The sequence below is a fragment of the Faecalimonas sp. LCP19S3_D12 genome (genome assembly GCF_052121495.1).
Classification (GTDB): Bacteria; Bacillota; Clostridia; order Lachnospirales; family Lachnospiraceae; genus Faecalimonas.
This window is the reverse complement of record NZ_JBQKED010000019.1, coordinates 39,360-60,205: the sequence shown is the minus strand read 5'-3', so window position 1 is coordinate 60,205 and position 20,846 is coordinate 39,360. Positions and strand designations below refer to the sequence as shown.

General features: G+C 41.3%; 14 protein-coding genes. 5 read left to right on the top strand and 9 right to left on the bottom strand.

Annotated features, from left to right (window positions below):
- Nucleotides 1-450: 450 nt before the first annotated feature.
- The 4 genes from ACTQXY_RS07695 to ACTQXY_RS07680 all read right to left on the bottom strand — a co-directional run bounded on the left by ACTQXY_RS07695 (nucleotide 451) and on the right by ACTQXY_RS07680 (nucleotide 9,592).
- The gene (locus tag ACTQXY_RS07695; RefSeq protein ID WP_441658991.1) at nucleotides 451-2,925 is read right to left on the bottom strand and encodes a glycogen/starch/alpha-glucan family phosphorylase; all 2,475 of its coding nucleotides are present in this window, start codon (nucleotides 2,923-2,925) and stop codon (nucleotides 451-453) included.
- A 12-nt stretch (nucleotides 2,926-2,937) separates the two neighbouring features.
- The gene (gene ileS / locus ACTQXY_RS07690; RefSeq protein WP_441658990.1) at nucleotides 2,938-6,069 is read right to left on the bottom strand and encodes an isoleucine--tRNA ligase; all 3,132 of its coding nucleotides are present in this window, start codon (nucleotides 6,067-6,069) and stop codon (nucleotides 2,938-2,940) included.
- A 402-nt stretch (nucleotides 6,070-6,471) separates the two neighbouring features.
- Nucleotides 6,472-8,106 (bottom strand): LCP family glycopolymer transferase, encoded by a 1,635-nt coding sequence (locus ACTQXY_RS07685; protein ID WP_441658989.1) that lies wholly within the window; start codon nucleotides 8,104-8,106, stop codon nucleotides 6,472-6,474.
- A 97-nt stretch (nucleotides 8,107-8,203) separates the two neighbouring features.
- Nucleotides 8,204-9,592: a D-alanyl-D-alanine carboxypeptidase family protein gene (locus tag ACTQXY_RS07680; protein WP_441658988.1), complete on the bottom strand. Its 1,389-nt coding sequence runs from the start codon at nucleotides 9,590-9,592 to the stop codon at nucleotides 8,204-8,206.
- A 128-nt stretch (nucleotides 9,593-9,720) separates the two neighbouring features.
- On the opposite strand from ACTQXY_RS07680, the gene ACTQXY_RS07675 reads away from it, so the two are divergent.
- Nucleotides 9,721-10,323, top strand: a complete 603-nt coding sequence (locus ACTQXY_RS07675; RefSeq protein ID WP_441658987.1) for a cytidylate kinase-like family protein — start codon at nucleotides 9,721-9,723, stop codon at nucleotides 10,321-10,323.
- 96 nt (nucleotides 10,324-10,419) lie between these two features.
- On the opposite strand, the gene ACTQXY_RS07670 is transcribed toward ACTQXY_RS07675, so the two are convergent.
- The 3 genes from ACTQXY_RS07670 to ACTQXY_RS07660 are packed head-to-tail and all read right to left on the bottom strand — an operon-like array spanning nucleotide 10,420 to nucleotide 13,615.
- Nucleotides 10,420-11,565, bottom strand: coding sequence for an ABC transporter permease (locus ACTQXY_RS07670; RefSeq protein ID WP_441658986.1), 1,146 nt, complete (start codon nucleotides 11,563-11,565; stop codon nucleotides 10,420-10,422).
- Entirely contained in the window at nucleotides 11,552-12,673 is a 1,122-nt protein-coding gene (locus ACTQXY_RS07665; RefSeq protein WP_441658985.1) for an ABC transporter permease, read from the bottom strand. Before ACTQXY_RS07665 ends, ACTQXY_RS07670 begins: the two co-directional genes overlap by 14 nt.
- 12 nt (nucleotides 12,674-12,685) lie before the next feature.
- A complete protein-coding gene (locus tag ACTQXY_RS07660; protein ID WP_441658995.1) occupies nucleotides 12,686-13,615 on the bottom strand; it encodes an ATP-binding cassette domain-containing protein in 930 nt (309 codons plus the stop codon).
- Nucleotides 13,616-14,372: 757 nt separating this feature from the next.
- Here ACTQXY_RS07660 and ACTQXY_RS07655 point away from each other — a divergent pair.
- From ACTQXY_RS07655 to ACTQXY_RS07645, 3 genes are all read left to right on the top strand, one after another.
- Nucleotides 14,373-15,020: a histidine kinase gene (locus tag ACTQXY_RS07655; RefSeq protein ID WP_441658984.1), complete on the top strand. Its 648-nt coding sequence runs from the start codon at nucleotides 14,373-14,375 to the stop codon at nucleotides 15,018-15,020.
- Between the two features lie 4 nt (nucleotides 15,021-15,024).
- Nucleotides 15,025-15,645, top strand: coding sequence for a response regulator (locus tag ACTQXY_RS07650; protein ID WP_441658983.1), 621 nt, complete (start codon nucleotides 15,025-15,027; stop codon nucleotides 15,643-15,645).
- Between the two features lie 408 nt (nucleotides 15,646-16,053).
- Nucleotides 16,054-17,406: an MATE family efflux transporter gene (locus ACTQXY_RS07645; RefSeq protein WP_441658982.1), complete on the top strand. Its 1,353-nt coding sequence runs from the start codon at nucleotides 16,054-16,056 to the stop codon at nucleotides 17,404-17,406.
- Here ACTQXY_RS07645 and ACTQXY_RS07640 read toward each other — a convergent pair.
- Together ACTQXY_RS07640 and ACTQXY_RS07635 are read right to left on the bottom strand one after the other, a co-directional pair.
- Nucleotides 17,382-18,254, bottom strand: coding sequence for a GNAT family N-acetyltransferase (locus tag ACTQXY_RS07640; RefSeq protein ID WP_441658981.1), 873 nt, complete (start codon nucleotides 18,252-18,254; stop codon nucleotides 17,382-17,384). The two genes, ACTQXY_RS07645 and ACTQXY_RS07640, sit on opposite strands and share 25 nt — an antisense overlap.
- Before the next feature lie 37 nt (nucleotides 18,255-18,291).
- Nucleotides 18,292-18,996, bottom strand: coding sequence for an ATP-binding cassette domain-containing protein (locus ACTQXY_RS07635; RefSeq protein ID WP_441658994.1), 705 nt, complete (start codon nucleotides 18,994-18,996; stop codon nucleotides 18,292-18,294).
- Nucleotides 18,997-19,219: 223 nt separating this feature from the next.
- On the opposite strand from ACTQXY_RS07635, the gene ACTQXY_RS07630 reads away from it, so the two are divergent.
- Nucleotides 19,220-20,755 carry a ParB/RepB/Spo0J family partition protein gene (locus ACTQXY_RS07630; RefSeq protein WP_155151152.1) on the top strand — a complete coding sequence of 512 codons (1,536 nt, stop codon included), beginning with the start codon at nucleotides 19,220-19,222 and terminating at the stop codon, nucleotides 20,753-20,755.
- Nucleotides 20,756-20,846: the final 91 nt, after the last annotated feature.

Sequence of the window (20,846 nt, the reverse complement as noted above, 5' to 3'; positions counted from 1 at the left end):
GGTTTTTCGACAATTCCATTATACCAAAGGAACGTATTTATGCCTTTTTAATTGGCTGAAATATTGAATTTTCAAGGTTAATCACACCTTATTGGTGTGGGAAGTTTGAGTCAGTAATAAATATTTAACAGCCCATGGGTGCGGATAACTGTTACCGTTATGATAAAGACAGTAAGAAGAAAACAGAGGAAGTGGAAGCATTAAAATTTCAGCAAAAATGGAAAATATGTATTTGAAATGCACGACATCAAACAAATAGAAATGCCGAATGGATATAAAGTTAATGCATTATTAGTGTATGAAATTTATAGGGATGGTACATATCCAGGAGTAACCTATGGCAATACAATACTGATTTTTAATCCTATCATTCTTAAATAAAAATCTCCCACAGAGTCTAGTGCTTTTCTACAGTTGGTCTTCTGTGGGAGATTCTTATTTACTTTCCTTTTATTCTACATCAATTACTTCCACTGTGACTTTATCTAGTTTCCAAATATCATCTACATATTCCTGAATTGTTCTGTCTGATGTAAACTTTCCACAAGACGCTGTCTGGATCAGTGCTATCTTAGACCATCTGTCCTGATCTCTGTAAGCTTCTTCCACACGTTTTTGTGCTTCTGCATAGCTTCTGAAATCTTTCAGGATAAAATACGTATCTGCACGGTCGCTACTGTTTGTATTCAACAGTGAGTTGTACAAATCACGGTACAGTTCTCTGTCACCGTTTCCGTAAGTTCCGTCTACAAGCTGGTCTACCACCCGTTTGATATCCCAATCATTGAAGTAAATGTCAATCGGATTGTATCCACCATTGTTCTCATAGTTAATGACTTCATCCGAACTCAACCCAAAGATAAATGCATTTTCCATTCCGACTTCTTCCACAATCTCCACGTTTGCGCCGTCCATTGTTCCAAGTGTCGGAGCGCCATTTAGCATAAATTTCATGTTTCCGGTTCCGGATGCTTCTTTTGATGCCGTTGAAATCTGTTCACTGACATCTGCTGCTGCGAAGATCAGCTCTGCATTGGATACTCTGTAATCTTCGATAAACACAACTTTAATCTTTCCATTGATGCTTCTGTCGTTATTGATCACGTCTGCAACCGAATTGATCAGCTTGATCGTCTGTTTTGCACGTCTATATCCGGCTGCTGCTTTTGCACCAAAGATAAATGTTCTCGGATAGAATGACATCTCCGGATGCTCTTTGATCTGATTGTACAGATACATCACATGTAAAATATTCAATAACTGACGTTTGTACTCATGAAGTCTCTTCACCTGAACATCAAAGATGGAGTTCGGGTCTACTTCGATTCCGTTGTGTTCCAAAATATATTTCGCAAGACGAACTTTATTTTGATACTTGATCTCCATAAATTCTTTTCTCGCTTTTTCATCTTCCACAAGTGGTTTCAGTTTTGCCATCTCCTGCAAATCTGTGATCCATCCTTTTCCGATATGATCTGTCACCCAGTCAGCGAGAAGTGGATTACCATGCAGCAAGAAACGTCTCTGAGTAATACCGTTTGTCTTATTGTTGAATTTCTCCGGCATCATCTCATAGAAATCTTTCAGTTCCTGATGTTTTAAAATCTCCGTATGAAGTTTCGCCACACCGTTTACAGAATATCCTGCTACGATCGCAAGATGCGCCATCTTCACCTGTCCATCATATAAAATCGCCATACTGCGTACTTTATCTTCATTGCCAGGATATTTTGCACGGATTTCATTTACAAATCGGCGATTAATTTCTTCCACAATCTGGTAAACACGAGGTAACAGTCTCTGGAACAGGTCGATTGGCCATTTTTCAAGCGCTTCCGCCATAATCGTATGGTTTGTGTAAGCACAAGTCTTCGTCGTAACCTCCCACGCTTCATCCCATTCCAGTCCATGCTCATCCATAAGTAGTCTCATAAGCTCTGCAACCGCAACTGTCGGATGCGTATCATTCATCTGAATCGTCACTTTTTCGTAGAACTTATGAATATCATCATGGTCTCTCAAATATTTGTCAACGGCTTCCTGCAAACTTGCAGAGATAAAGAAATACTGCTGTTTCAGACGAAGCTCTTTTCCCGCATAATGGTTGTCATTTGGATACAGTACCTCTACAATCGTCTTTGCAAGATTCTCCTGCTCTACAGCTTTTTGATATTCTCCACGGTCAAATGAATCCAAATGGAAGTCTGTGATTGCCTTCGCATCCCAGATGCGAAGTGTATTTACAAGGTTATTGTTATATCCGACAATCGGCATATCGTATGGAATCGCAAGGACAGACTCAAAGTTCTCCTGAATAAACATATCCCTTCCTGTCTTTGAATCTTTTTCCACACGGATATTTCCTCCGAAACGCACCTCTTTTGCGTATTCTTCCCGTCGGATTTCAAATGGATTTCCTTCTTTTAACCAATTGTCCGGTGTCTCTATCTGATATCCATTCTCTATTTTTTGTTTGAACATACCGTAATGATAGCGGATTCCGCAGCCATAGGCTGCGTATCCCAAGGTTGCAAGTGAGTCAAGAAAGCATGCTGCAAGACGCCCGAGTCCGCCATTTCCAAGTGCCGCATCTGGTTCTTCATCTTCAATCACATTCAGATTGATTCCCATCTCATCCAGTGCTTCCCTTACTTCCTTGTAAGCAGTTAAGTTAATCAGGTTATTTCCCAAAGCCCTTCCCATCAAAAATTCCATGGACATATAATATACCGTCTTTGGATCATCCTTTTTGTATTGTTCCTGCGTCATCAGCCATCTGTCGATAATCGCATCCTTTACAGCATAAGACACTGCCTGAAACAACTGCTGCTGTGTTGCCTCTTCCACTGTTCTTCTATACAATCTCTTTACATTGTTTTTGACAGTTTTTTGGAATTCCACCTTATCAAATTTTTCACGGTACATAATCACAACCTCCTATTTTTCTACTCCCATAGTCATAGTTTCACCGTTGATGTTCCATTCTTTTGTATATCCGCTAGGTGTTCCTTTGACTACTTCTGTAGCCAAAACTTCTCCGCCAATTTCAGTTTCATATTTTTCAAATACAGCCTCTGCCTTTTCTGTTCCCTGATAATATAGTTTAATCTTATCTGTCACTTCAAAGTCTGCTTCTTTTCTCATTGTCTGAATCTTGCTGATCAGCTCTCTGACAAACCCCTCTTCCAGCAATTCTTCTGTCAGGTTTGTGTCTAAGACAACTGTGATTCCATTATCACTCTCAGATACATAGCCTTCCATCTGAGCTGTATCGATCAAAAGATCCTCTCTGAACAATGTCACTTCCTGTCCATTTACGTCCAATTTCAAAGCTTCTGTCGCATTCAGTTCATCCATTGCCTGATTTCCGTCTAAGTTTGCTAGAGCTTCTTTGATTCCGCCCAGTAATTTACCGTATTTTGGTCCTACTGTTCTCATCTGTGGTTTAAATGTATAAGAAGTAAAGTTTCTCACATCATCTGTGAATTCCATCTCTTTTACATTCAACTCTTCTTCCACGATTTCCTGATAAAATTCAGGTAATACTACATTGGATTTTACAAACATCTTTCCAATTGGCTGACGGTTCTTGATATTTGCTGTATTACGGCACGCACGCCCCATAACAACCAGTTTCAGAACTTCGTCCATGTTTGCTTCCAAATCTTTATCGATATAAGCCTCGTTTGCAGCCGGATAATCACATAAGTGAATACTTTCCGGAGCATTTGCATCAATGCTTCTTACAAGGTTCTGGTAAATGTCTTCTGTCATGAACGGGATCATCGGCGCAGCCACTTTTGCCACTGTCACAAGTGCTGTGTAAAGTGTCATATATGCGTTGATCTTATCCAGCTCCATTCCTTTTGCCCAGAAACGTTCACGGCTTCTTCTTACATACCAATTACTCATATCATCTACAAAATCCTGCAATGCTCTTGCACTTTCCGGAATTCTGTAGTTTGCAAGATTATCATCTACTGTCTTGATCAGTGTGTTCAGTTTTGACAGTAACCATTTATCCATAACAGATAATTTATCATATTCCAAATTGTATTTTGTTGCGTCAAATTGGTCGATTTCCGCATAAAGTACGAAGAATGCGTAAGTATTCCACAATGTACCCATGAATTTACGCTGTCCTTCCACAACCGCTTTTCCGTGGAAACGGTTTGGCAGCCATGGCGCGCTGTTTACATAGAAATACCAACGAATTGCATCTGCTCCGTATGTCTCTAATGCATCGAACGGATCGACTGCATTTCCTTTGGACTTACTCATCTTCTGTCCGTTCTCATCCTGTACATGTCCGAGAACGATAACATTCTTATAAGGCGCTTCATTGAAGATCAATGTGGAGATCGCAAGCAATGAGTAGAACCATCCACGAGTCTGGTCAACCGCCTCTGAAATAAAGTTTGCCGGGAACTGCTGCTCAAATAATTCTTTGTTTTCAAATGGATAGTGGTGCTGTGCAAATGGCATTGCTCCACTGTCAAACCAGCAGTCGATTACTTCCGGAACACGGTGCATCTCTTTTCCACAGTGCGGACACTTGATTGTCACAGCATCGATAAATGGGCGGTGAAGTTCTATGTCATCCGGACAGTTGTCGGACATCTCTTTTAATTCTGCAATACTTCCAATTGAATGCATATGTCCACATTCACATTCCCATACATTTAACGGAGTTCCCCAGTAACGGTTACGGCTGATTCCCCAATCCTGAACATTTTCAAGCCAATCGCCGAAACGTCCTTTTCCGATACTCTCCGGAATCCAGTTAATCTTGTTGTTGTTTCTGATCAAATCCTCTTTTACCGCTGCCATCTTGATGAACCATGACTCACGTGCATAGTAGATAAGCGGTGTATCACAACGCCAACAGTGTGGGTAGCTGTGCTCGAAGTTCGGAGCATCAAATAAAAGATTTCTCTTCTCCAGATCTTCTAATACAAATGGGTCTGCTTTTTTACAGAATGTTCCTGCCCAAGGTGTCTCTTCTGTCATCTCACCTTTTTCATCTACTAACTGTAAAAATGGAAGGTCATATTTACGTCCTACCTGAGCATCATCCTCACCAAATGCAGGAGCAATATGAACGACACCTGTACCGTCTGTCAATGTTACGTATGTGTCACATGTCACATAGTATGCTTTTTTATTCAGTTCCACAAATGGGAATAACGGTTCGTATTCTTTTCCTTCTAAATCTGTACCGACATAGCTTTCCAATACTTCGTATGCAAGAGTTCCCTCTTCTGCAAGATTTCCAAGTACAGTGTCAAGCAATGCCTCTGCCATATAGTATGTGAATCCGTCTGCTGCTTTTACTTTTACATAAGTCTCATCTGGGTTCACACAGAGGGCCACGTTTGACGGCAATGTCCAAGGTGTTGTTGTCCATGCCAGAATATAAGCGTCTTCGTCTTTTACTTTAAATCTTACGATTGCGGATTTCTCTTTGACATCTTTGTAACCCTGCGCTACTTCGTGGCTGGAAAGCGGAGTTCCACAACGCGGACAGTAAGGTACAATCTTGTATCCTTTATATAACAATCCTTTATCCCAGATCTGTTTTAGTGCCCACCATTCTGATTCAATGAAATCATTGTGGTAAGTTACATATGGATTTTCCATATCTGCCCAGAAACCAACAGTCGCAGAGAAGTCTTCCCACATCCCTTTGTATTTCCAGACACTCTCTTTACAGTGTGCGATAAATGGCTCCAAACCATACTCTTCAATCTGTTCTTTTCCGTCTAAGCCAAGCATCTTTTCCACTTCAAGCTCTACCGGAAGTCCGTGTGTATCCCATCCTGCTTTTCTAGGTACCATGTACCCTTTCATTGTACGGTATCTCGGAATCATATCCTTGATAACACGAGTCAACACGTGGCCGATATGCGGTTTCCCGTTCGCTGTCGGAGGTCCGTCATAAAACGTATATGTCTCCCCCTCCTTGCGATTTTCCATACTCTTCTCAAAAATCTTGTTATCAGCCCAAAACTTTTCTGTCTTCTTTTCACGATCTACAAACTTTAAATCTGTGGATACTTTCTGATACATTTCTTCTTCCTCCTTCTTATTTGGGGACGTAGTATTTTTCAATTTTACTACGTCCCTAATTGACACATGCCCTGTCCCTTTTTGAATTTTGATACAAAAAAACTCCCATCCTGTAATCAGGACGAGAGCTGTAAAACCTTCGTTATACCACCTATTACACCATACTGACATATGCGTTCCTGCTAACGGTGGAATCCCGGCAGTGCCTATTGGATCATTTCGTTCAGCCACTGCAACTCAGAAGTGATCTTCAAATATACTCTACTCGTATCAGGCTCTCACCATCCCTGACTCTCTTTGACTTTGAAATATATCCTACTGTCTTCGTCAACGTTTTTTCATATACCACTAACATTATAAAAAGAAACCCTTGGTTCGTCAAGGGTTTCTCTATTTTTTCTCTTATTTTGCCACTTCTGAGCCTTCAATCACTTCTCCTGCTTCCACACGATTGATCAAGTCCTGAATATTTGCAACCGATTCCTCATCCGGATATGTGACATAGAGTGGACCTGAGCTAGCTGCAGAGTAACATATATCTTTTCCACCAGTTCCTTCTGCCGCTACTGAATAAATATTCCAGCTTCCGCCTCTATTCAATTGTGTTTTGATCAAAGATTGAATCTGTTCCTGAGACATGTTCGTCTCTACATTTCCACTTACATCGTCAATAATTGAATTTGCTTTCATAAGCATCTGAGGCGAAATCATTTTTTTAATCATCGCAGTGATTACCGCCTGCTGGTTCTTTCCTCTCTGATTATCTCCACCAGGTACATTCTCACGTTCTCTTGAAAATGCTAATGCTTCTTCTCCGTCAAAATGATTGATTCCCTGCTGTACATCCATGACATGTTCTGAGTTCTTACTTGTCGTAAATGCATACTCAGAATATACATCCACGCCACCCAAATGATCAACAATATCAATCAAAGATGTAAAATTAATTCTAGCAAAGAATGGAATCTCTGTCTCATATAGATCCTCTAATGTTTCCATTGAGACATCTACACCATACGTACCTGCATGTGTCAGCTTATCGTCTTTTCCCCCGGAAACTCCCGGAATCGGCACATAGTAATCTCGCGGTGTAGTGACCAAAAGAATCTGGTGTGTCTTTGGATTCACTGTGGCAATGATATTCACATCACTTCGGCTTGTCTGTTGGATCTCACCATATACGTCAATACCACTGATATATACGCTGAACGGCTCTTGTATGCTCGCATCCACTGACGTGCTGGCAAGTTCTTTCTTAATCTTGTGCTCATAAATAATACGAACACTCTTTTTATATCCTACAAAGGATTCTGAAATATTATCTGTATAGCCTTCATTGTAAATAATTGCATCTACTTTTTTATCATGTAATGCCTCAGCCTGTTTCTGAAGATCTTCATATTCAACTACATCTATATCTGTTCCAAGCTTTTCTGAGACCATCTGGACTGCTGCTTCCATATCTGATCTTCCCATCTTATACTGAACCCCAAATGTATAATTCTTTGTATCCTCAATATCTTTTGCTGGATCATCTTTTAAAACAGCCACCACCATATTGTCGATCTTATAATTGCCACCAGAAATCTTTTCTAATGCTCCATTTGCCTTTCCAATATAAAATGTACTAAAACTAATTACTACAATCAAAATCCCACTTAAAATCTTTCCACCGATTGCCTTCTTCCTTCTATTCAATTGTGTAAATAACGTGAGTCCAAACAATAATAATAAGATAATTACGATTACAGCCATGTACTTCAATGGAATAATTCCAATAATTTGGAGCATTCCAACAAATATCATAGATACAATTGCCTGAATGACCACAAGAGACAATCCAACTTTATGTGGCTTTGCTCTTCCTCTGCGTCTTACATTTTTTCTATTTCCATTCCCTTTACGCCCTCTAGTTCTTGTTCTCGCATCTCCATCTAAATCCTGACGTTCTCTTTCAATTTCTAGTTTTCTTTTTTTTCTCTGCTGTAATTCTTCAAACGCCTCTCTTTGCTCTTGATTTCTTCTTTTTCTACTCATTTAATGAATCCTCTTTCGCATGTTTCACATTTTGCTTCATTTAAACTCAATGATTATATCACATTCTGTCCAAAATTACGAACATTTTAAGAGATTTTTAATGATTTCTCTGCTCTGCCTTTCTTCTGCGCCGTCTCATACGAGCTCTTTTGCGTTGCTCTATTCTCTTCTTTCTCTTATGCGTCAATACACTTATTAATATAGTTACCAAAAGAATTATTACTACTGCCGTAATCAATACAATTTTAACAACTATTGGTATTCCCTTTTCACTCTTTGGCGTTTCTTTCTTCAGATTTTTTCCCTCAATTCCGTGTATTTTATTATAGCACTTCTCAGTAACCATCACTGGAACTTTTCCGACTTCCTGTCCTTCATAAAAATAGGTCAAATATCCTTTCTTATCTCCAAGCTCTACTGGCTTTTGCAAGGCAACATCTAGCTTGTCTAACGTAACTCCTGATGGAAGCATCACATAAGAACTTTCTTCCACAGACTCTACATCATCTTCTGTCACACACTCTTTCGTTACCGGAACCTTTGAAAAATTATCAAACGCATAATCCAGCATTGCTCTCGTATCTACATATGCATTCTGTCCGCCTCCGTGAACCCTGAGAGTAACCGCCACAAGATTCTTATCATCCTTTGTCGCAAATGTTACAAGTGTCGTCAATGCCTGATCTGTATATCCTGTCTTTCCTCCTACACAGTACTCATAATAATTGCGGTTTCCCTGAAACAGCATCTTATGATTCTGCTGAAATGTTCTTGATTCGCTCGTAAGCGCAGTCGGTCCAATTGTGTATTGACGAGTACCTGTTATTTTTCGAAACTCTTCATATTTAAATGCGGCAGATCCGATCAAAGCCATATCATGTGCCGAAGTATAATGTTCATCATTATGAAGTCCGTTTGCATTTACAAAATGTGAATTTGTGCCTCCCAGTTCAGTCACTTTCGCATTCATCATATTGATAAAATTATCGTATCCGCCATTTACACTGTTTGCAATGGCATAAGACACCTCGTTCGCCGAAGCAAGAAGCATTCCATACAAGGCATCTTCCATCGAAATCTCTTCGCCAACTTTCATTCCAATATGTGCATCTCCATATTCAAGAAAATCAATACAATTCTGTGTGAATTTCACCCGATCTGTCAACTGGCTGTTCTCCAAAGCGACCAATGCAGTCAAAATCTTTGTAATGCTCGCCGGATAATGCTGATCATCTATTTTCTTTGCATAGAGAATGGCGCCACTATCCATATCCATTACAATTCCCGATTCGCTGTAAATATTCGGTCCGACAGGCCATCCGGCTAGCGCATTCGAATCCACTTCCTGATTATAGACACTGTCTACTTCTTCCGCCGGAATCTGCTGGTCTACCTGTATCTTTGCTGCATCCACATTCATTCCCACGGTTCCCATCACTAAAATGCCGGCAATCAGACCCGATAACAGCCTTTTTCTAAATCTCATTTTCTTTTCCTCCACAGTATGTAACTTAAAATCTATTTTGTATTATAAATTATTTCTATATTTCCCGCAATAACAACTTATTGTGGTATAATAGGGATATCAAATAAATCTGGAAAGGGGTTGTTTTTATGAGTAAACGAATTATTACAATCGGAAGACAATTTGGAAGTAACGGACGTCTAATCGGGATTGCGTTGGCAGAACGTCTCGGAATCAACTGTTATGACAAGGATCTAATCAAACTTGCCTCAGAACACACAGATATTCCATATGACCAACTGAAACTGGTAGACGAAAAAAGAGAAAAACCTTGGCGGTATCAAGTAGACGAAAACAGCAATATCGATCGTCACTATCGTTACGGTCACATTGATGAGATTCTGTTCAACCTGCAATCAAAGATTATCAAAGAAGTGGCTTCAAAAGAAGACTGCATTATTGTTGGACGCTGCGGTAATTATGTACTCCGCGATGAAGAAAGATGTAAAAATATTTATCTGTACGCCCCTTTAGATGTCCGTATCTCAACCATTATGGAGCGATACCATCTAGATGAAAAGGGCGCTCACTCCTTAGTGCGCAAGATGGATAAGGACAGAAGCTACTATTTCAACTACTACACCGACCAAAGCTGGGATGAGATGAACACTTATGATCTGAGCATAGACACAAGTTCATTTACCGTTGATGAGATTGTTGATCTGCTTGAGATGGTTTATAACAAATTGTAAATAACTGTATGGCTCGAACGATTGAGCCTTGATATGACAACAAGGGAGATATCATCGTGTATCTCCCTTTAGTTTTCTCTTTTTTAATTTTTTACTTTATTTCTCAACTCTTTTATACTTCTCAATCACAAGTGTGAGACAGATGAATGCTCCTACGAAAACAAGCTGTATGATAACTGCCTTAAAAAATTGCTCTCGTGCCGAGACCGTCATATGTGCAAAATTAGCGAGAAGATCGTTCGCTTTTTCGTACCAGTATACCGGAAGAAAATGACTTACAGCTTTTACATGACTTCCCATAAACTCAAGAGGTACAAACACCCCTCCCAAGAAGCACATTCCAAGAGAAATAATATTCGCAATTCCAGTCAACGCATCTCTGTTCGGAGCAATTGTTCCCATCAGATATGCCAGTGCAATGTCTACGAAAAGCATCGACGCCGAATTCAGCAGATAATACACAAAATTTTCAGATGTATAAAAATCTCTTCCATAAAATAAAATTCCAATCACTATTACAAATATCCACAGCGTAAGCCCTGCAAGGCTCAGGCACAAAATTCCTTCCAAACTCTGTCTTCTTCCTGAAACAGGGGATGCCGCCATCCTTTTTTTCAAATTCGGATTCTGAAAAACAATCAGAATATTTCCCATCACAAACCCAAACAATGCCAAAAATAAATACGGCATATATCGAAAATAATATACATACGGAGCATCTTCTATACTTTTTTCATCATTTGAAAACGTTACCTTCACGCTCTGTGTTTTCTCAAGAGCGCTCGCTGATTCTGCCTCCGTAAACCCTGATGCCTGATACGTTCTGGCATTATTAAGAAAGCTATTAATCTGCTGATCCACATAACTTCCCGAATATGTATCCGGAATCTTCGTCACAGAAAGTTTTTCGTCCCCCTCAATACATTTCTTATAAAAATTCTTTGGGATTCTGACCACATAATCCACTTCCCTGTAATACAGCTTTTCCTGTATTTCAGAAACGTCATTTTCTACAGGAATCAGATGATGCAGATTTCCAAGATACTCTGTCAGAGACTCTGCAAGACTTCCTCCATCCTCATCGACAATTCCAATATTCAACTTTTCCGCCTGATAGCTTGTTTCTGTCTTTCCCGCTGTGGACTGAAACAGAATCGTACATCCAAAAAAAATAGCAACATATAGCAGTATTAACATTTTATTCTGTCCGATAATCTTCATATATCCCTTAAATACTGTCATAACGTTCCCTCCTCACAACCAAAAATGAAACTGCAAGAATTACTCCGCACATTATAAATAATGTAAGAATATCATTTCTGAACCGTACCGAATCGTCATACACATTAATACAGTAAAAAGCATCTGAGATTACCGCCGCCGGATTCAGTTTATTCACAAGGGGTAATGCACGGTCAACAGCATATTTTATCTGTACATTTACAAGCCCAGCCAGTACACTGGTTACCATAGAAATTCCAAGCATGATTCCAATCTTTATCCCCTCGCTGAATTTTCCGATACTGCACACCAGAATTCCCATACTCACTCCGATCACACAGCCTGCCATCACAATCAGAACCATTTCCCCCATACTTCCCTGAAATTCCATTTGAAGTACATATTTGCAGTAAACAATTAAAATCATTACATTCAAAAAATGAAGTATAAAAGAAGAAAACAGTTCCGTAAGTATCATTTTCAATCTGTGTATTGGAGATACACATTGTCTCGCAGCCAAAGCGCTTAAATTTGCCTGCAGCCACATCGCAGAGCCAAGCCCGACAAAACAGCCATACAGGCACGCCATCGCAACCAGCGCATAAAAGAATCCCATGTTTCCGTTGGTCGTCCTACCGCCTGCGGAAACATTCTCTACCAGCTCCCGATAATCTGACATTGCGGCAACCGCCTTTTCCATATTTTCCGGATGTACATCTGCCACTGTTTCCAGTGTATCCTTTCCATTCAGATAGCTTTCCAGAAGGCTTTGCATAATACTTTGAGCAAGTCCGTTTTTTCCCACCTTCAGATAAGGCGTTTCTGTTCCATAAAAAATTCCAGAGATTTTCTGATCCTCAAGCTTCTGAAGTGCTTCTTTTTCTGTCATTGTTTCCACATGGATCAGAGTTCCTTCTTTACTGACTTCTTCTAGAAATGCCGGAAATGCAGAATCACCCTGATTCTCTTTTACAAAAGCTGCCTGAACCGTCTCAAAGTCTGACTCTGAAATGTTTCCAAACGCAAAATAAAACAGCGTTCCGAGAATCAGCGGAAAAACGAAGGGCCAAAATAAAATACTAAAATTTTTTACTTTTCTGATTACACTGTATTTTATCAAATGAAACATCTCTCTCCTCCTCTAATCACGAAGTTGTTTTCCTGTAATTTCAAGAAATACATCATTCAGAGTTGGTAACTCAGAATAAACTCTTCCAAAAGTCGCACCTTGTTCTTCCAGACAATGAAGAATCCTCACAAGATTATGTTTCGCTTCTGTACACTGTAGTGCAAGCGTATTATTTTGATAATTCACGCTAAATACATGCGGTAGCTCTCTGATTCTTGCAATCTGTTCCTCCCTCAGCACAACAGCCTCAATTGTCACCTTTTCACCTATTTTAATCATTCCTGTAAGCTGTTCCTTTGTACCGACAGCAACACTCCTTCCATGATCCATAATGGCAATCCTGCTGCAAATCTGCTCTACCTCTTCCATATAATGAGAGGTGTAAATAATGGTTGCTCCCTGTTTGTTTAGTTCTTGAATCCCCTCAAGTATCCTATTTCTGCTCTGAGGGTCCACCGCCACAGTAGGTTCATCCAAAATAATCAGTCTAGGCTTATGTGCAATGCCACAAGCAATATTCAATCTTCTAAGCAACCCACCAGACAATTTCTTTGGCCTTGTCTTCCGATAATCTTCAAGTCCCACAAAGTTAATTACCTCCTCTACAAGGCTTTTTCTTTTTTTCTTATCCCTGATATAAAGTCCACAGAAATAATCAATATTTTCATATACTGTCAACTCATCAAAAACTGCCACATTCTGAAGTATGATGCCAATCTGATTTTTCACCTCATAATTATCCGGCCTCATTTCCTGTCCAAATATCTGTATACTTCCCTTGTCATATTTCAAAAGCGCCAACATGCAGTTGATTGCTGTTGTCTTACCGGATCCATTCGGTCCCAAAAGTCCAAAAATCTCACCTTCTTGAATATCTAAATTCAAGTGATCCAATGCAACTAAAGAACCGTACCTCTTTACAAGATTTTCTATATGTACAATTCCATTTTTTTCAAAATTCTCTGTTCCACTCATATATTTCTCCTCCTTCCGAACGAATTTCTATTATTTTCTTTCGCCGGATCTTATATGAAAATTATAGACTTTCTACTTTCTTTTTGGTAGTGAATTCTGTCACTTACCCATATGACAAATGTCACTTTCTTTTTTCTCTTTTGTTTTTTTCTTTGCCCCACTTCTTATTTTGTATTATACTAAAATTATCCAAAACAGTCCTCTTTATGTAACCGGCTGTATTTCGAGCTAAATCTATTTTATCAGGAGAATTTGTACTATGCGTCATCTTGAAAATACAGGATTATTAATATTATCTAGTTTCTTTTTCCTATTTTACATAAAACCGGATTATTTTTTTATATGCTCCTTTCTCCTTTGTCTGAGTCTGTGCTGTGCAAATTATTTTTCGGAATCCAAAAAACTTCATCTATTTTTATGTATTGCATTTATTATGGGTTCTTTTCTAATCCCCAGGATGATTGTGTTTTTTCCTGCTATATTTTATGTACTCATTTTGGATCAGCATTATATTTTTGCCTCTGCATGTGGTTTTCTTTATTTTTATAACATATGGATCAAAGGAGAACATACTTCTCTTTTTGTCTTTTGGGGAGCATTGCTTTTTATCTTTGCTTTTTGTCTGCAAAACCGTACTGAAACGACTGAACAACTAGAGCAAAGCTTTATGAAACTCCGGGATGACAGCACAGAAAAAAATCTCCTTCTTGAGGAGAAAAATCGTATGCTTGCAGAAAAACAAAATTATGAAATCTATGCAGCCACACTGAAAGAAAGAAATAGAATTGCCCGAGAAATTCATGATAATGTAGGTCATCTACTCTCCCGCTCCATTTTGATAACAGGTGCTGCAAAAGCTATTAATACCTCGGAAACACTTTCGCCGGTTCTGGATAATCTGGATCATTCGCTGAATCAGGCTATGACAAGTATCCGCACCAGCGTACATGATCTTCATGATGAATCCCTGAATCTGAAAGAAGTTTCAGAAAGTTTAACCTCCGAATTTACTTTCTGCCCTGTAACCCTTGATTATGACATGGGATTTGAAGTTCCTCGGGAAATTAAATACTGTTTTATCAGTATCATAAAGGAGGCACTTTCTAATGTAACTCGACACAGTAATGCCACTCTCGTACAGATTACCATGCGGGAACATCCTGCTCTATATCAACTCTGTATTGAGGACAATGGCACGCTGTCAGAAAACATGACTATTTCAACGCATGGCAGTAACACGCACTTTTCCAACAAAGGAATTGGTCTTTCCAATATGAGAGAACGGCTCAAAGTTCTAAACGGCAACCTGCAGATTACCGTACAACAAGGATTTCGACTTTTTATTACTATTCCAAAAGAACAGGAGAATTAACACTATGAATATTGTAATTATTGATGATGATATTTTTGTCTCTGGCGCATTAAAAACCATTTTGGAAGCTAGCGGCGACATTACCGTTTCCGCCACTGGAACAGATGGGAAAGACGCTGTGAAATTATTTAGAACATATAGACCTGATGTGCTTCTTATGGACATTAGAATGAAAGAACTCAGCGGACTTGACGCGTCCGCTGAGATACTTGCCGAATTTCCTGATGCAAAAATTCTCCTTCTCACCACCTTCTCTGATGATGAGTATATTGTACGAGCATTAAAGCTTGGTGCTAAGGGATATCTTCTAAAACAGGATTACGAAAGCCTCGTTCCGGCACTCCATGCAGTTTACTCCGGCCAGACTGTTTTTGGCAATGAGATCATTTCCAAAATTCCTGAACTGCTCCAAGCTGATTCTGGGTTTGATTTTGAAGACTACAATATCAGTGAGCGAGAACTGGAGATTATCCGTCTCATTGCCGATGGTCTCAGCAACAAGGAGATTGCCTCACACCTTTTTCTCAGTGAAGGAACTGTTCGGAATTATCTGAGTTCCATTCTGGATAAACTTAATCTGCGCGACAGAACACAGGTTGCCGTATTTTATTATCGGCATAAATAATTTACTTTTTCTTCTACATAGGTCAAAATTACTAACTTGCGATTCTTTTCTCGCTCTCTTCTCAAATATTTGTCTCCCCATTTCCCTTACTGAATATTTTATAGTAAGGGAAATGGGGGATTGGTGATATAAAAAGGAACGTGAAGGAAAAGCACAATCCAGACGGTTCGACGGTTGTGTCAAAAAATATTACGGAAACATTACTCCGTATTTGCACAACACTTAATTGCCATATATTTTTAGATCATTACTTTTGGATGGGTGTTGACAAGAAACTTAAAACATGTTATAAATAAACGGTTCATCGGAGGGTGAGCAACACTTATGAGGTTGTGAGCCGGATAAGATGGCAGGTGAAATTCCTGCTTCTCTTATCCGGCTCTATTTTTTTCGACAAAGGAGAGTATTATGAACCAGACAAAAGAACAAAATTTGATTCAGGGAAATATTTTGAAATCTCTGATTTCCTTTGCACTTCCAGTCCTGCTGACACTTTTTTTGCAGGCCATGTACGGTGCAGCCGACCTGATTATTGTAGGGCGGTTTGCGAATACCTATGAACAGTCCGGTGTGGCATCCGGCAGTCAACTTTTTAACATGATTACCATGGTTATCACCGGATTGACTATGGGTATGACGGTCTTTGTGGGTGATTGCATCGGTGGCGGTAAGCCGGATAAAGCCGGACGGGGTGTTGGCACCGGCATTTCCATTTTTGCGGTGCTGGCAGTTGTGATAACCGCTTTGGTGGTTCCATTCAGTGACAATCTGTCTATCTTTCTGCATGCTCCATCAGAGGCTTTTGCTCAAACCAGCGGCTATGTTCGAATCTGTGGTATCGGTACCATTTTCATTATCGCATATAATGTGATCGGTGCTATTTTTCGTGGGATTGGTGATTCCAAAACACCTCTGATTACGGTAGCCATTGCCTGCGTTATTAATATTTTTGGCGATTTGCTGTTGGTGGCAGGCTTTGACATGGGTGCTGCCGGTGCTGCAATTGCAACAGTATTTGCCCAAGCCATCAGCGTCATATTTTCTCTTTATTTTATTCGTAAAAAGAATCTGCCATTTACATTTTCAAAAAAATACATTCGGTTTGACCCTGCCTGCTTAAAAAAGATCCTGTTGGTGGGGGTACCCATTGCTTTGCAGGAAATGCTGGTGCAGTTTTCCTTCCTCTTTATTCAGGTGGTGGTCAACCGTATGGGTGTCATGGAATCTGCCGCTGTTGGCGTTGCGGAGAAGGTCTGCGTTTTTCTGATGCTGGTGGCATCCGCCTATATGCATTCCATTTCTGCCTTCGTGGCACAGAACAATGGCGCAGGAGAATTTGAACGCTCTCGCAAAGCTTTGTTCTATGGTATCAAGACAGCATTGATTGCTGGTTTCGTCATGGGAATTATTGCATTTTTTGCGGGCGGTTTGTTGTCTTCCATTTTCTCCGGTGAAGGAGAAGTGATTGCCTTCGCCCACGATTATTTGAAAGCCTACGCCATCGATTGTCTGCTGACTGCTGTTCTCTTTTGCTTTGTTGGATATTTTAACGGTTGCGGGAAAACCATATTTGTCATGGTACAGGGTGTGGTCGGCGCCTTTTGCGTAAGAATCCCTGTGGTTTATCTGATGAGTCAGATAGAGGGGGCCTCCCTGTTCCACATTGGTTTGGGAACTCCTATTTCTTCGATGGCTCAAATTATTTTGTGCATTCTTGCATATCGGTTTTATAAGTATCATTCTTCATCTAGAAACCGATAGCCTCTCGGCAGACAGAAGCCTTTTTTTATCTCATCAGGCATTTCATGTGCTGGCAGCAATAAAGCGGTTTTATTCCTTCGGAACCCTTTTTGATTATAAAATCCGACTCCACCGGGATGTGTATTCAAAAAAATATTTTGATCTTTCATTTGACGCGAGAGCTTGTCCACAACATTCCATCCTAAATGAAGTCCCTGATAATCAGGATCAACAGCCACATTTAAAATCAGTGCATACGCTCCATCGGAAATTGCTCTCGCACAGCCGATTAATGTTTCGTTATCGTATGCATACTGTACATACTGACTTTTAGAAAATGTGTCTTTTGTCACATGTTCGTTTCGTTTCCCTCCAAAAGCTTTTTCTAACAGCGCATTTACCTGATGATAATCGGCACGGTCAGATTTATCGGAATAAAAAACCTTAAATTTTTGTTTATCCGATTTCTTCCCGACCGGAAACATCCCAGTAAAAGGCTCAAATTCCGTTTCATACCGATACCCGATTGGCAGGTATAATCCACTTTCAGTCAGTTCTTTTTCCTGTGCATCACTTAACGCTTTTCCTACATATGTAAAAGAATTTTTGGAGCGCCGAAAACCAATTTCTTCATACAAATCCAGTTTATCCGGCGTGGCTGTCACAAAAATTTCCTGTCCCTGCAGTTTTAAAATCATTTCACGGATAAGTTTCTTTTCCGTTTCCACCTTATCAGCCCATACATCACAAATCAATGCCCAATCATATCCGTCAGACAGCGCACAGATTGCTCCTGTCTTCTTTTTATCACAATATGAAAAAAGCTGAATCTTACTTCCACTTCTTTCTTCCCTATATTCAATGCCCATGTAAAACACTCTCTTTCTCAGTCATATCTCAAATTTGTTAAATATAATATTCCGGATCCTCCAGCCTGTTCATCTTTTTAAAAAATTCTCTCACTCTGTCATGCTTGGGATGATCGAATACTTCCTTGGGCGTTCCCTGTTCCAGTATTTTTCCACCATCCAAAAAAACTACTTTTGTAGCCACATTCCGGATAAAGCTCATCTCATGGGATACTAACAGCATAGTATATCCTTCTTTTGTTGCTTTCCTTATAATATCCAATACTTCCCCCACAAATTCGGGATCCAATGCGGACGTTGGCTCATCCAGCAACAACAGTTCCGGCTGCATTGCAAGTGCTCTCGCAATTGCCACACGCTGCTGCTGTCCACCGGATAAATGCTTTGGATAATGGTTTTGCCAGTCAAAAAGTCCAACATCCGCCAATCGCTTAAGCGCAGTTTCTCTTGCCTGTTCTTTGTCCATCTTCTTGACTACCGAAAGTCCTTCCATCACATTTTCCAACGCCGTTTTCCGGTTAAAAAGATTAAAGTTTTGAAAAACCATTCCCGTAAACTGGTTTAATGTAAGTAAATCCTTTCCCTTGGCAGTGACCAGATCAATCTCATTTCCATCACTCAATACAATTGAACCGGATTCTGGTTTTACAAGCCGGTTAATGGAACGAAGTAAGGTGGATTTACCAGTTCCCGATGGCCCGATGATACCAATGATATCACCTTTTTCAATAGTGAGATCAATGCCGTCCAGTACGAGGTTGTTTTTAAATTTCTTTTAGGTTTTTATACAAGGGCATAATCATAAAACACAACAAAACCGAGCCAACCTACACTAAAACGTCGCTATTTCTTTGTGAAAAGCGACGTTTTTTTATGGCCCGGACTGAGAAAGGGGGGAATATTTTTAAGCTGGCCGGGCCGGGAGGTCTGGCCTTTTTTCATCTCATAAAAAAGGAGGTTAGCAAATGGCCGATGAAAAAGTGAATATGGGCCCGGAGGAAAACAAGGCCCAGGAAACCCTATCCCCACCCGGCCAGGGTGAGTTGCCCCCGCTGGAGGAAAATAATACACCTGCTGTTTCTGGCGAAGATAAAGCGGCCCCCGATCATGTGGAGCCCGATCCGCCGTCTGCCGACAAGCACACACAGCAGACTGTTCTTCCCGGCATGGGCGAAGATACACCCGCCCCGTCCGGCAAGGTGATCAACCTCTCGGACATCCAGGCCGCTGATAAGGGCGGCAAGGAGGCTCCTGCCCCCGCCCCGGAAAAGAAAGCGCCGGAGGCAGAACAGCCGAAAAAGCGCCGGGGCCGTCCCCCGAAAGAGCAAGCCGGGGTGCCTGCGGGAAAAAAGGAGAAAGTAGCGGAGCCCCGCGCAGGCCGCCCGTCCAAGGTTGACAAGGCGGCCCGTGAGGAGGCTCCGCCCTCTGTTCTGGACAAAGTGTCCAGAGGTAAGAAAGCAGACAAGGGCAAAGAAACGGGCTCCGGCGGTGCGCCTGCGTCTAAATCTGCTAAGGCTGTAAAGCCGGGCAAGGCCGCCCCTGTCAAGGAGGCTGCCGCCGTTCCGATGCCAGAGATCAAACTGCCGCCCACGCCGGAAGTCCCGCCCCGTCCTGTGGAAGAGGGAAAAATCGTCTATCTGAAAATGACGGAGCTTCATCCGTTTCACACATTCCGAGAGCACCCCTACAAGGTGCAGGACGATAAGGCGATGGACGATCTGGTGGGGACGATCAAGGAACACGGCATTATGACCCCCGCCACCGTCCGCCCGGAAAAAGACGGCAAGGGCTATGAGATTATCGCGGGCCACCGCCGACACCATGGCGGCACACGGGCCGGGCTGGAGGAAATGCCCTGTATCGTCCGGGAGATGACCGATCTTGAAGCTGTCCGGGAAATGCGGAACAGCAACAAGCAGCGCGGCGACCCTCTCCCCAGCGAACTGGCAAAGCTGTTGGATTTGGAGCTGGAGGCCATTAAACGCCAGGGAGCCCGGCCCAAAAATGACAAGGAGGCGGAGGCCCTGGGTAAGCTCTCGGTGGAGATTGTGGGCAAGGAGCATGACATGAACTATAAAAAGGTGCTCCGTTATGTCCGGCTCAACCATCTTGTCCCGGAACTTCTGGAAAAGGTGGACGCAAAAAACATGGGCTTTATGCCCGCCGTGGAGCTGTCGTATATCAAGCCGGAAAACCAGCGGCTGATTGCCGTGTCCATTGACGGGGAGCAGTCCTCGCCCTCGGTCAAGCAGGCAAAGCGGCTCCGGGAGCTGGATCAGGAGGGATTGCTCAACGGCGATGTCATTGATGGTATTTTGAGCGAAGAAAAAAGGGAGGTTGACAACGTGATTATCAGCACCGATGAACTCAACAAGTATTTCGGCAAGGAGGTCACTCCTGCCAAAATGAAAGAACAGATCATGGCCCTGCTGGACGAGTGGAAAGAGAAACAGCCGCCCGAATTGGCAAAGCCGGAGAAAAAGAACGAGCTCGACAAGTGACCGAGCCCCGCTTCTGGACACTTTGTCCAGAGGTAAACGCTCCCCGTTTGGGATGGGCTCGGTGGTGATATATCCCCCGTCGCCGGGTATT

Bases quoted from the DNA above. Each gene is read 5' to 3' on its own strand.
- ACTQXY_RS07645 (WP_441658982.1), top strand. From the start codon at position 16,054: ATGAACCAGACAAAAGAACAAAATTTGATTCAGGGAAATATTTTGAAA.
- ileS (WP_441658990.1), bottom strand. From the start codon at position 6,069: ATGTATCAGAAAGTATCCACAGATTTAAAGTTTGTAGATCGTGAAAAG.
- ACTQXY_RS07650 (WP_441658983.1), top strand. From the start codon at position 15,025: ATGAATATTGTAATTATTGATGATGATATTTTTGTCTCTGGCGCATTA.
- ACTQXY_RS07665 (WP_441658985.1), bottom strand. From the start codon at position 12,673: ATGTTTCATTTGATAAAATACAGTGTAATCAGAAAAGTAAAAAATTTT.
- ACTQXY_RS07680 (WP_441658988.1), bottom strand. From the start codon at position 9,592: ATGAGATTTAGAAAAAGGCTGTTATCGGGTCTGATTGCCGGCATTTTA.
- ACTQXY_RS07695 (WP_441658991.1), bottom strand. From the start codon at position 2,925: ATGTACCGTGAAAAATTTGATAAGGTGGAATTCCAAAAAACTGTCAAA.
- ACTQXY_RS07640 (WP_441658981.1), bottom strand. From the start codon at position 18,254: ATGGGCATTGAATATAGGGAAGAAAGAAGTGGAAGTAAGATTCAGCTT.
- ACTQXY_RS07685 (WP_441658989.1), bottom strand. From the start codon at position 8,106: ATGAGTAGAAAAAGAAGAAATCAAGAGCAAAGAGAGGCGTTTGAAGAA.
- ACTQXY_RS07670 (WP_441658986.1), bottom strand. From the start codon at position 11,565: ATGACAGTATTTAAGGGATATATGAAGATTATCGGACAGAATAAAATG.
- ACTQXY_RS07655 (WP_441658984.1), top strand. From the start codon at position 14,373: ATGCTTGCAGAAAAACAAAATTATGAAATCTATGCAGCCACACTGAAA.
- ACTQXY_RS07675 (WP_441658987.1), top strand. From the start codon at position 9,721: ATGAGTAAACGAATTATTACAATCGGAAGACAATTTGGAAGTAACGGA.
- ACTQXY_RS07630 (WP_155151152.1), top strand. From the start codon at position 19,220: ATGGCCGATGAAAAAGTGAATATGGGCCCGGAGGAAAACAAGGCCCAG.